This window comes from Affinirhizobium lemnae (genome assembly GCF_022968395.1).
In the GTDB taxonomy this organism is placed as follows: domain Bacteria; phylum Pseudomonadota; class Alphaproteobacteria; order Rhizobiales; family Rhizobiaceae; genus Neorhizobium; species Neorhizobium lemnae.
Genome location: NZ_JALJQZ010000001.1, coordinates 220,969 through 233,133, shown reverse-complemented (window position 1 = coordinate 233,133; position 12,165 = coordinate 220,969). Strand labels below are relative to the sequence as shown.

At 58.2% G+C, this 12,165-nt stretch carries 9 protein-coding genes and 1 tRNA gene; 3 read left to right on the top strand and 7 right to left on the bottom strand.

The annotated features are described in order from the left end of the window. Nucleotides 1–132: 132 nt before the first annotated feature. The 5 genes from adhP to MUU53_RS01060 form a co-directional block, all read right to left on the bottom strand. The gene (gene adhP / locus MUU53_RS01080) at nucleotides 133–1,161 is read right to left on the bottom strand and encodes an alcohol dehydrogenase AdhP (RefSeq protein ID WP_247259197.1); all 1,029 of its coding nucleotides are present in this window, start codon (nucleotides 1,159–1,161) and stop codon (nucleotides 133–135) included. Between the two features lie 119 nt (nucleotides 1,162–1,280). Beyond that, nucleotides 1,281–1,700, bottom strand: a complete 420-nt coding sequence (locus MUU53_RS01075; RefSeq protein ID WP_247259196.1) for an MAPEG family protein — start codon at nucleotides 1,698–1,700, stop codon at nucleotides 1,281–1,283. 54 nt (nucleotides 1,701–1,754) lie between these two features. Further along, the gene (locus MUU53_RS01070) at nucleotides 1,755–2,120 is read right to left on the bottom strand and encodes a hypothetical protein (protein ID WP_247259195.1); all 366 of its coding nucleotides are present in this window, start codon (nucleotides 2,118–2,120) and stop codon (nucleotides 1,755–1,757) included. A gap of 109 nt (nucleotides 2,121–2,229) precedes the next feature. After that, nucleotides 2,230–3,723 (bottom strand): IMP dehydrogenase, encoded by a 1,494-nt coding sequence (guaB, locus tag MUU53_RS01065; RefSeq protein ID WP_247259194.1) that lies wholly within the window; start codon nucleotides 3,721–3,723, stop codon nucleotides 2,230–2,232. 170 nt (nucleotides 3,724–3,893) lie between these two features. Then, the gene (locus MUU53_RS01060; RefSeq protein WP_247259193.1) at nucleotides 3,894–4,895 is read right to left on the bottom strand and encodes an MBL fold metallo-hydrolase; all 1,002 of its coding nucleotides are present in this window, start codon (nucleotides 4,893–4,895) and stop codon (nucleotides 3,894–3,896) included. A 189-nt stretch (nucleotides 4,896–5,084) separates the two neighbouring features. Between MUU53_RS01060 and MUU53_RS01055 the strand changes: the two genes are divergently transcribed. Then, nucleotides 5,085–6,494, top strand: a complete 1,410-nt coding sequence (locus tag MUU53_RS01055) for an MFS transporter (protein WP_247259251.1) — start codon at nucleotides 5,085–5,087, stop codon at nucleotides 6,492–6,494. Between the two features lie 7 nt (nucleotides 6,495–6,501). On the opposite strand, the gene MUU53_RS01050 is transcribed toward MUU53_RS01055, so the two are convergent. Both MUU53_RS01050 and MUU53_RS01045 read right to left on the bottom strand, forming a co-directional pair. Next, nucleotides 6,502–7,233, bottom strand: a complete 732-nt coding sequence (locus MUU53_RS01050; RefSeq protein WP_247259192.1) for an RlmE family RNA methyltransferase — start codon at nucleotides 7,231–7,233, stop codon at nucleotides 6,502–6,504. Further along, nucleotides 7,230–8,912, bottom strand: coding sequence for a Ppx/GppA phosphatase family protein (locus tag MUU53_RS01045; protein WP_281434941.1), 1,683 nt, complete (start codon nucleotides 8,910–8,912; stop codon nucleotides 7,230–7,232). The genes MUU53_RS01050 and MUU53_RS01045 overlap by 4 nt, the downstream gene beginning before the upstream one ends. Nucleotides 8,913–9,249: 337 nt before the next feature. Here MUU53_RS01045 and MUU53_RS01040 point away from each other — a divergent pair. Together MUU53_RS01040 and cas13a are read left to right on the top strand one after the other, a co-directional pair. Further along, nucleotides 9,250–9,323, top strand: a tRNA-Gln gene (locus tag MUU53_RS01040). Nucleotides 9,324–9,891: 568 nt separating this feature from the next. Then, on the top strand, nucleotides 9,892–11,403 hold the full coding sequence (gene cas13a, locus MUU53_RS01035; RefSeq protein ID WP_247259190.1) for a type VI-A CRISPR-associated RNA-guided ribonuclease Cas13a: 1,512 nt from the start codon (nucleotides 9,892–9,894) through the stop codon (nucleotides 11,401–11,403). Nucleotides 11,404–12,165: the final 762 nt, after the last annotated feature.

Genomic DNA, 12,165 nt, shown 5'->3' with positions numbered 1-12,165 from the left:
CGTGATGTTCGGCTTGCCCGCTTCTTCGGTCACTGCTCTTCCTCCGTTTGATCGTTATGCGAAGAAGATGGAACAAGTCGAGCGGCCAGACAGCCGCTCATTATTGTCTTCGCATACACTTCTACGTGAGAATCAGGTTGTTAGATCCAGGACGATACGTCCATCGATCTTGCCCGCCTCCATGCGGTGGAAGATGTCGTTGATGTTTTCGATCCGGTCCCACGAGAAATGCGAGGCAACCTTGCCTTCGCCCGCGAACATCAGGCTTTCCTCCAGATCCTGCCGTGTGCCGACGATCGATCCGCGCACGGTGATGCGCTTCAGCACCGTATCGAACACGGGCAGAGAGATGAAACCAGGTGGCAGCCCGACGAGCGACATGGTGCCCTTGGAGCGCAGGAAACCATAGGCCTGCTCCATAGCCTTGGGCGAGACAGCCGTCACCAATGCGCCGTGAACGCCACCTGTTGCCTTCTGAACCTGCGCGATGGCATCGGCATCCCGACCATTGACGGTCAGATCGGCACCGAAGGTTTTGGCCAGCGCCAGCTTGTCATCGAAGATGTCTGCAGCAACAACATGCATGCCCATGGCCTTGGCATATTGAACGGCCAGATGGCCCAGCCCGCCGATGCCCGAGATGACCACCCATTCCCCCGGCCTGACTTCCGTTTCCTTGAGACCCTTGTAGACGGTCACGCCCGCACACAGGATCGGGGCTGCCGGTCCGAATTCGAGATTGTCCGGTATCTTTCCGACAAAGGCGGGATCGGCCAGGCCATATTGTGCGAAGGTGCCGTTGACCGAATAGCCGGTATTCTGCTGCGAGCCGCACAATGTTTCCCATCCCGTGCGGCAGGGCGAGCAGCAACCGCATGCCGTGTGCAGCCACGGAACGCCCACACGATCGCCCTCTTTCACGGATTTCACGCCGGCACCGAGTTTGGCCACGAAGCCCACGCCCTCATGGCCCGGAATAAAGGGAGGGTTCGGCTTGACCGGCCAATCGCCATTGGCGGCATGGAGATCCGTATGGCACACGCCAGTCGCCATGTACTTCACGAGAAGCTGGCCTGGGCCCGGCTCCGGAACTGCCACTTCCTCGATTGCGAGCGGCTGCCCGAAGGCACGCACCACGGCAGCTTTCATTGTCCAAGCCATGATTGAACTCCATCTAGAAACAACAAGGTCCGGGCGGTCGAGCAGCCCGAACCTTGTCTAGATGAGATTGAGCATCGGCGTGTTGATCTGCCTCAACTACCTGGATTTGAGCATCTGACTCAGGTCAGCACCATCCAGATGGCGAGCCAGATCCACATGATCAGTAGCGCACCAAAGCCCACAATGAAAGCTGGTCTACGATGGGCAATATGGTTCGTGGAAATGTGAATATAGCTGTGCACGTAGCGGGAAATGACAAAAAGCCAGGCGAGCAGGACCGTACCGATATTGTCCGCATTGACGATGTAGATCGCTATGCAGGCAACATGGAAGAAGATCGGCAGTTCAAACTGGTTCTTCAGGTTGTTATGCACAAACAGGCTGTCTTCCGGCTCGCTCAGGTTCTGGCGGAACTGGGCCACTGTTGCCCGCCCACCTTTGACTGCCGCAACGCGCCTGCGTGACAGAAGCACGTAGAGCACGAAGACAAGCACGACATGGGCAAACATCGGCCAGATCATGGATTGATCCGAAATCATTCACATTCCTTTCCAGGCATTCCCGCAATACGTGGCCACTTCCGGTGCCTACCCTTATTGACGTCGAAGACGGAGCGTCTCGGTGCCGGAACCATCCTCGCCGGATACGGTCCAGACGCCTTCCAGCACGCCATCGCCCTTTACCTCATAGACCACCAGACCGACATCCTTACCAAGAATGTAGGAGGCGGCAAACGCGTTCTCGTAGAGCATGCAGATACCTGTAGACGACGTTGAGCCCGTTTTCCACTCGATGGAGCACGTCGTTTCGCTGGTCAGCTTGATGCGGGCCGTGCCCTGATACTTGCTGCCGTCCAGATTGGTTCCGCGGACATCATAAGTACCGGCCTCGACCGTCTGGCCGAGGACGGGAAAGGCCGGAAGAGCGGCCAGAACTGCGACTGCAATCAGTTTTCTCATTGTCTACCCCTGATCCCCTGAAGCCCCGCGTGATGAACAGGGCAGCACCAGAATAGTCAGGGCGTTGCGGCTGGCAATGGCGCCTGTCGCGAAGATGGAACTTTATTTATTAACCGCCGCTGCCGGGATAGTTAGGGCTTTCACGGGTAATGGTGACGCCATGCGGATGGCTTTCCCGTAGGCCAGCGCCGGAGATGCGTACGAAGGTCGCCCTTTCCTGGAAGTCCTTGATGTCCTTGCCACCCACATAGCCCATGGCCGCCTTCAGGCCGCCCGCAAGCTGATGAAGCACGGCCGACACCGGACCCTTGTAGGGAACCTGACCTTCGATGCCTTCCGGCACCAGCTTCAACGTATCGCGCACTTCCGCCTGGAAATAGCGGTCTGCCGAACCGCGCGCCATGGCACCAACGGACCCCATTCCGCGATAGGCCTTGAAGGAACGACCCTGGTACAGATAGACCTCGCCCGGGCTTTCATCCGTTCCGGCCAGCAACGAGCCGACCATGACGGCAGATGCACCGGCGGCAATGGCTTTTGCCACGTCGCCGGAGAATTTCAGGCCACCATCGGCGATAACCGGAATGTCGTGCTTGTTGGCTTCCTCGACAGCCGCCATGACGGCTGCAAGCTGGGGCACACCAACACCTGCCACAACGCGTGTGGTGCAGATCGAACCGGGACCGATACCAACCTTCACGCAATCGGCACCGGAATCGATGAGCGCACGCGTTCCCTCGCCCGTTGCCACATTACCTGCGATGATGCGGATGGCATTCGACATCTTCTTGACGTGTGCGACGGCGTCCAGAACCTTCTGGCTATGTCCATGCGCCGTATCGACGACGATCACGTCGCAACCCGCCTCGATCAGGCGTTCGGCACGCTCGACACCGTCGTCACCGGTCGAAATTGCAGCGGCAACGCGAAGACGACCCTGCGCATCCTTGGCCGCATGCGGGTTCAGCTGCGACTTTTCAATGTCCTTGACGGTGATCAGACCGATGCAGCGTCCGTCATTGTCGACGACGAGCAGCTTCTCGATGCGGTGGGAATGAAGCAGGCGCTTGGCTTCCTGCTGGTCTACGCCATCCTTGACCGTCACGAGGTTTTCGCGGGTCATCAATTCGTAGATCTTCTGGTTCGGATTGGAGGCAAAGCGAACGTCACGGTTGGTGAGGATACCGACAAGCCGACCGGGACGACCGCCGTTTTCAACCACCGGAATGCCGGAAATGCCGTGCGCCTTCATCAGAGAGAGAGCTTCGGCCAGCGTGGCATCCGGACCGATGGTGACCGGATTGACGACCATGCCGCTCTCGAACTTCTTGACCTGGCGTACTTCTTCGGCCTGCTGGACAGGGGTCAGATTGCGATGAATGACGCCAATGCCACCGGCCTGTGCCATGGCGATTGCCAGACGGCTTTCCGTGACCGTATCCATGGCTGACGACAGGATCGGAAGCGACAGATCGATGTCGCGGGCAATGCGCGTGGCTATATTCGTCTGTCCGGGCATGACTTCGGAATGACCCGGCTGCAGCAGCACGTCGTCGAAAGTCAGCGCTTCGGCGCCCGTTGCGGATTCAATGATTCGAGCCATGGCCAATTTCCTTACAATATAGGAAGCCCGTCCCGGCGGGAGATACCGGAAGCGTTCTTCAGGAATGGGAAGTTGGCGAGGGCTGGTAACACGGTTATGACAGGATGGGAATAGCAAAAAGCGGGGCTTCTTCCGATACCCCGCCTTCAGATCCATAAAACTGACTGCTGTCAGATGTCGAACTGGTAGCTCTTCGGCACGAATCGGTAGCCGGTATCCTTCTTTTCCACGAAACCGACCGCCGGGAACGGCATATGGTAGCCAAGGAAGGCAACCTTGTCGGTCGCAAGCATATCGAACACCTTCTTGCGGGTCGCGGCGGCGGCTGCCTTGTCCATATCAAAGCGGACTTCCCATTCCGGCTTTTGAAGCGACAGCACATAGTGGTTTGCCGTATCTGCCGTCAGGATCAGGCGCTTGCCCGCGGATTCGACGTTGTAGATCATGTGGCCCGGCGAATGACCGAAGGCCGCCATGCCGGTAATGCCGGAGGTCACGGACGCATTGTCACCAACGAACTTCGTCTTCTCCGCCAACGGCTTGACGTTTGCCAGAACGCCCTTCTGGCCGCCTTCTGCAGGTGTGCCAGCCCGGGCAGGATTGGTCCAGAAGTCATATTCCGCCTGGCCCGCGATGTAGCGCGCATTAGCGAAGGTCGGCTTTCCATCTTCCATCAGGCCGCCAATGTGATCGCCATGCATGTGGGTGATTACAACAACAGTCACGTCTTCCGGCTTGTAGCCAACGGCCTTGATGCCTTCCAGCAGTCGGCCCGTACCCTGTGCGCGTCCGGCCTGGCCAAGGCCCGTGTCGAACAGCACCACATCGCTTCCGGTATCGATAATGACCGGAGCGAAGGAGTTCACGAACTGGTCCTTCGGCAGGAAATTCTCGGCCAGCAGGGCGCCGACAGCATCCGCGCTCTGGTTGGTGCCGAAGGTCTCATTCGGTTTGCCGGAGGGTCTTGCCCCATCCTTCAGAACGAAAACCTTGAAGTCTCCCAGCTTGAAGCTGTGCGTCTCCGGCGGCAATTGTGTCGTCATGCTTTTATCCGTCGATGCTTGAGGAGCGGTCTGCGCGAAGGCGCGACTCGAGATAATTGTCGGCGCCGCCAAAATTCCCGCACCGGTTGCGCCCAGAAGTGCGCGCCGTCCAAATTTCCATCCTGCCATCTATCCCTCCAAACAGTACGATAATCGCGGATCGTCGTGATTGCGCGACCGGACCGAGAGATAATGGAGGTATCGATAATGAAAACTCCGCTCACGTAGACGTGAAAATGCTCACAGTCGCGTGAAAGCACTGGCGAGGCGAAAGCGAGGGGCGTAGTGAGTGACACAATCTTTGTTGAGCGTGACCGCATGAACCGCATCGTACCGCTGATCCTCGCCGTAGCCCTGTTCATGGAACACATGGACTCCACCGTTATCTCGACAGCTTTACCGGCCATCGCGATGGATCTCGGCGTAAGCCCGATCACGCTCAAGCTGGCGCTTACCTCCTATATGGTGTCGCTGGCGGTCTTCATCCCGATCAGCGGCTGGATGGCAGACAAGTTCGGCGCGAAGAACGTTTTTCGGCTGGCCATCGGCGTTTTCGTCGTCGGCTCGATTTTTTGTGCGATTTCCTCGTCCGTCTTCAGCTTCGTCATGTCACGCTTCCTGCAGGGCATGGGCGGCGCGATGATGACACCCATCGGTCGCCTCGTTCTGCTCAGAACGACGGACCGCAAGGATCTCGTTTCGGCCATGGCGCTGCTAACGATTCCGGCACTGGTCGGCCCGCTGACCGGTCCGCCGATCGGCGGCTTTATCACCACCTATTTCACCTGGCACTGGATCTTCATCATCAATGTACCGATCGGGATCATCGGCATCTGGCTATCTTCCGTGCATCTTCCGGAGATTCCTCCCCGCGGAGCGCCGCCGCTGGACAAGATCGGGTTCGTTCTGACCGCTGTTGCGGCGGCAGGACTCGTGTTCGGGCTATCCGTCGTCAGTCTTCCGGCTCTGCCACCAGCGATCGGCATCGGCACGACGCTGCTGGGCATACTCTGCGGAGGGCTTTACATCCTGCATTCGCGGCGTCACCCGAACCCCATCCTGAAACTGGAGATCTTCCGCAACACGGCCTTCCGGGCTGCGACCACCAGCGGTTCGCTTTTTCGAATAGCAACCGGTGCCGTTCCTTTTCTCATGCCGTTGATGTTGCAGCTGAGCTTCGGGATGACGCCGTTTCAATCGGGCCTCACCACTTTTGCCGGGGCTGCTGGCGCGCTGACAGTCAAGTTTGTTGCAAAGCGTGCCTTCGCCGCCATCGGGTTCAGAACGGCACTCATGAGCGCAAGCGTCGCAGGTGCGGCAATGACCGCCGTGAACGCGCTGTTCACTGCAGCCACGCCGCCGCTCATCATCACGTTTTTCCTATTTGCATCGGGCCTTGCGCGGTCGCTGTTCTTCACGGGCGCAAATGCTCTGAGCTATTCCGACATCGGAGATGACGAGGCGAGCCAGGCAACGTCCATCAGTTCCGTCATGCAGCAGGTCAGTCTGGCGCTTGGCGTGGCCTTTGCAGCGCTCGTACTGGAGTCTTCCTCCTATATCTCAGGAACGCACCTGCAACTGGCGGATTTTCATCTGGCCTTCCTGATCGTCTCGGCGATCTCGCTCTGTTCGATCATCCCGATCCTCTCGCTACCGCGCCATGCGGGCGCAAGCGTCTCCGGCCATCGCATCAGAACCGCCGATCCGGCAGAGGCGCCGGGCGAATAGATCGCTGCTACTCCTCAGCGGTCTCGCTCTCGATTGTAGCATCTTCCGCATCCTGAACAGCCTTGCGGCCTTTGAAGCCCTTGGCCAGCAGGAACATTTCGACCGATTCGGAACGGGAGGAGGCAGGCTTGATGTGCATGACCTGCCGAAAATTCTGCTTGAGCATGTTCAGCAGATCTTTCTCCGTACCGCCCTGGAAGGTTTTCGCCAGAAAGTGCCCACCTTCCGCCAGAACTTCTACAGCGAAATAGGCCGCCACTTCGCACAGATGCATGGTGCGCAGGTGGTCCGTCTTCTGGTGGCCGGTGGTCGGCGCCGCCATATCGGACATCACGAGGTTTGGCGTTCCGCCAACAGCTTCCATCAGCTGGCGTGGCGCATCATCATCCAGAAAGTCGAGTTGCAGGATCTTGACACCGGGAATGGGTGCGACTTCGAGGAAGTCGATGGCCGCAACGCGCACATCCTCCTCCGTCGATCCGGTCACTTTCGCGGCAATCTGCGACCAGCTTCCGGGCGCGGCGCCAAGGTCAATGATCCGGCGAGCGCCCTTCAGGATCTGGTGCTTCTCGTCGATTTCCAGCAGCTTGAAAGCGGCACGGGCGCGATATCCCTCCAGCTTCGCCCGCTGGACATAGGGGTCGTTGATATGACGCTCCAGCCATCGGCGAGACGACGCCTTGAGCTTGCCCTTCTTGACCTTTTGACCGAGCTTTCGGCCGATCGGTGTTTTCGTCATCTGTGCGTCTCCCCGGCACTGCGGGCCGAATGTTCAGCGCGGCGTCCGCGCGCGCGGCGCCAGACACCATCATCCGCCATCATATCTGTCAGCAGGCCTTCACGAAGGCCGCGGTCGGCGACACGCATGCGTCGCGATGGCCAGCGACGGCGGATAGCCTCCAGAATGGCACATCCGGCGAGCACCAGATCTGCCCTGTCCGGCCCAATGCAGGGATTGGTTGCCCTGCCCTCGAAATCCCAGGACAGAAGTTTCTCCTGCATGGCGCTGACTTCCGCGTCCGACAACCAGAGCCCATCCACCTTGCGGCGATCATAGCGTGGCAGATCGAGGTGAACGCCGGCAAGCGTCGTTACCGTGCCAGAGGTTCCGATAAGGTGGAATTCGGGATCCGGCTCCTGACCGTCGGTTTCACCAAAGTTCGGGCAATCGAAACCTGCAAGCATGGTTTCGACCTCCGCCACCATGGCCGAGAAAACGGTGGGTGTGACATCGCGCCCACCATGGCGCTCCGAAAGTGTAACCACGCCCACCGGCAGCGATGTCCAGTGCGTGATGTGGTTGGCCAACCGGCTGGAGCGATTGTCCTGAATGCGAATGACCGCGATTTCAGACGAGCCGCCGCCGATGTCAAACAGAACGACCGAGCGCGCTTCGCGCCCGACCAGCGACGAGCAGCCGGAGACGGCAAGCCGCGCTTCCGTTTCCCGATCGATGATTTCCAGCGTCAGTCCGGTCTCGCGGGTGACACGCTCAAGGAAATCCTCGCCATTGGCCGCTGCACGGCAGGCCTCCGTCGCAATCAAACGCATCTTGCGGATCTGGCGGGAGGCAAGCTTGGAAGCGCAGATTTTGAGCGCCTCTACGGCACGATCCATGGCCTCGTCGGAAAGCCTTCCGGTCGCGGCCAGTCCTTCACCCAGACGAACAATGCGCGAGAACGCATCCACGACGCGGAACTGCCCCGGGCGCGTTGGCTGTGCAATCAGCAGACGGCAGTTATTGGTGCCAAGATCGAGCGCCGCGTAGAGATCATCGGCCTGCGAGCGTCGGCGCTGGTCCGCGAACTGGTCACCGCCAGATGACGTGCGTGCCGGTTGATCGGAAGCATGCCTGAGGTGCGCCGGGCCCTTTGAATGGCCGCCTTTCGCCTGATGCGGCTTTGCCGTGCCAGTAGTTGCCATCGAGGGAGAAGTCTGGAGCGCTTTCGCACCCGCCCCGCCCTTTCCATGCCCATGAGACTGCGTGGCGAGCGGGCGCCCCTGCAGACCACGCGCCTGGTGCGCCTTCTTGCCTCGCCCCTTGCGCCGGCCTGCATTTGGCGCATGACCTGCCGCGTTAGCCGACTTGGCCGACGTCGCGTCCGGCCCCGATTGAGCATCGGCATTTGCAGGTCCCGCTGCGCCCGCTTGCGCACCCGCGCTACCGCCCGGCGATCCGCCAGACTGGCCGTTGCCACGCGCACGGCGGCGCTTTCGCTTTCGCGGGGAGAGTTGTTCCTGTGTTTCCGGCCGTCGGACTTCAGAACGGGCCTGCGCGTCGTGTACACGCGAGCCTTCAGGCGCAGCAATCTGCTTGCCGCCCCGTTTCGCCCTGCGGCGACGGCGGGGTTTACCCCCGGGTCGCCCATCTGCCGACGTACCACCTACGGGCGGCTTTCCGCCGCTATCGGGGTTCATCACTGTCTTATTCCATGGCCGCGCCCAGAGCATTGCTTGCCCGCAGCGGCGTTAATCGTTTCGTTGGCAACAGGATAACAGCCTCTGGCGAATTCGCCAATGGCTTTATCCAGAAAGCTTGAAGAGGCAAATCATGCCGAGAATGCTCCCCGACGGACGGCGCATTTTTCACCACACGGGAAAATTTCAGCTCTCCTCAAAAAACTTGCCGACCGCTCTTGATCACCTGCGGAATTCTGTTAGAAGGGCGCTCACGATGTTGCGGGGTAAAAATGCATCGGGCTTCTTCTCCGACGAAAGCCTGCATCGCCATTACAAGGGCGTAGCTCCTTGCGATTGGGGAATAGTTCAATGGTAGAACGGCGGACTCTGACTCCGTTAATCTTGGTTCGAATCCAGGTTCCCCAGCCAAACTCTTTTTCTCGTTTATTCTCAGTTACTTAGATTGTTGACGCAATCAGCAACCGGAACAGTTTGCCTAAGCACCTATCCGGATCAGCATACATGTACGCCTCAAGGGAGTAAGGTTGTTCGAAGCAGCAGGAGTTCACGCTGGGATCGTTGCCTGACACCGCTCTATCAAAGCTCCGCGATCTTGAACCGGGCGAACGGATAAGGACATGCTTTCCGTGTCCGCTTTTTGCGTGCGGTCGGCACCCATAGAATTTGGGCTGCCCTTTCCGTCTTGGCAGTCAATGTCACCTTATCCAAAAAAATTTGGTTTGACCTATTTCAGCCCAAAGATAACCCGCTGCACCACCCTGCAACCATATGCTGAATTCATGCTTCGTCTGGTAACAGCTGAGGGGGCAAGAATGCGCTTACTGAGATCTAAGGGAACCAGCTACACACGATTTGAGGGACGTCGCGGCCGAGCTAGAGAATAAAGGCGGCCCTCCAGCCGCTCAGGAGGAACGCCGGCCACTCCCTTCACGCGGATTGATGCTCAAGAGCAAATCCACCGATCGAAGCCAAGAAGATGGGGCAGTTCGATTTGCCCTCTTATATCGCGAGAACTCATCTCGGCACCTGCCTTTGGAATCTTTTCGCCGATCTGCAGTTCGAGGACGTGCCGCTGCAGGATCCTGAATATCAGCTATATCTTAAGCGCTGGCAGGCCAAGGTTCATCCCTATGCCCGGCATGAAGTGAACTGGAAGAAGCCGGAGACAGATGACAATGCCAAGGACATTGTCGAAGCGCGGGCTGCTAGCGGTAGCACGAGCGGAGCCCCAGTCTCAAAGACTCGCTGGACATCCGTCTTTAAAGTTCCCATTGGCGCATCAGGCGCTGAAGCCTACCGCGAGGCTGCCGGCAAGATCGAAGATCATCTCCGACTGCAGGAACTGACGATCGAGGGCAAAGAGCGAAAGAGTGACAAGCGGCCGACAGGCTACGGCTTCATCAACAAGCGCGGTGAGATCATCACACTCAATGCGACCGACCCCCGTGATCTTGAGGGTTTTGAAAAACACAAGGTCTGGTCGGAAGAGCTTGAAGATCTCTACACTCGACACGGCGACGTCGCTCGTCAGATCATCGAGGGGTTCAGAGCCGAATCGCGCAAGGGTCGCCCCAGACAGAGGATCGGAGCCGCTCTATACGACCACTTCGGCAAAGTTCTGAATGACCCCTCTATTCCGGAAGAGAAGCGCCAGGAACTGTGGAACCTTCACAATCGCATCCGGCATTTTTATCGCTCTCTTGCCGAGAGCACACGTTTGCTGGAAGCCCTGAGAACCGGCGACAACAACAAGCTTCGTTTCCTTCTGCCACAGAACATGGACGAGCTGCTGGCGCGCGTTGGCGGCAAACGAGATGCGACTCGTCTCACCCGCAAAATCAGGCTTGGCAAGATCATTGCGCACTCCGTGGACATCTGCTCCGGACATGCGGGCGCTGATTTCAACTCGCTCGTCCGCAAGGCCATGGACTACTACACCACGAGCGTCGGCCAGTCAGACATCAAGAGAAACAAGGCCTTCGTCCGTGTCGTGCGGAATGCGGTCGCATTCTCGATCAGGACTCATGCAACTTGGCTGGCAGAAGGTGTCAATCTTCATGCAGAAAACAGCTTCAACGCCGACAAGGCCGGCGGACGAAAGCCTGCTTATCGGGACCTCACACTGAACAAGACGGCTGCCGGCGCTCTCGAATGCACGAAGATCGAAAAAATAGTATCGCATGCTAGACTGATCTTCGGGGCAAGGAAGCACGAATTCCAGATGGACTCTGGACGCACGGATAAAGCTGCTGCTGCAATTAGCCGGACCGATGTTCTGTTTGACGGGAGCGATCTGGACAAGGAAGTGCTCTGGGGACTGTTGCGACTGGCGGCTCTTGTCCGCAACCGCAGTTATCACTTCGACACAAAGAAGCGCTTCTTGAATACGCTAGAGAGCGGGCTGCTGCGGCCTCCGGCGAGCAAGAACGAATTGTATTCAAACCCGGACGTCGAACGGCCTGGTTCTGTTCAGAGTCATCGAATATAGAGACTAGTGACATCCAAGATCTGAGCAGTCGCATAGCGAATAGGCTCTCCGGATCTGAGTTGCCACCTCTTGGGGAAGCGGCGGCAACCATCAAGGAGACCATCCTTGACGCCCTACCCGAACGATTTAGAAGCGAAGCAACAAGACTAGAAGACCGATTCAACAATCAATTTTCCATCACTCCGACTGATGATGGCTCGACAGCGATTGAGCTCGCGGTAGCCCAAGAGCTGTCCCGGGTCGCTCTTGGCGTCGAATTCGTTATTGCCCAGCCTCGTACTTAAAGGGCAATGAACCATGCGGGAGCGGAACGGTTACCCTTGCCAAAGCCCTAGGGAACAGCCCCACACCTGCCATGCGACGGAGAAGGTCAGCAGGCTGTAGGCGGCGCGGCGCGCAAACTGGCGTCCATCCGAACCCCATAATGGTCAACTTTTACTTACGCTAATCACCTCATCCGAGGTCGCAAATATCAGCCGTCAGCAGTGCGTTCTTGAGCGGAAATAAATGCCGCTCTCCCGCCATGTTGACGTCGGCCCAAAGCCAGGGCACAAAGATAGCATCCATGGTCGCTCGCGGCAGGAAAACATAGGAAATCAAAGGCGATTTTGTTAAGCCTTTGAAATCATATGAGAATCCATGTCTCCCAACCAAAAAACCTCCAGACGTTAGGTGATGTTTGTACTTAATTACATCATGGGTTGACCCGAGATAGTGCAACTTCTTGCGGACTTTCGTGGCAAAGTAGATGACAGGTTCGCC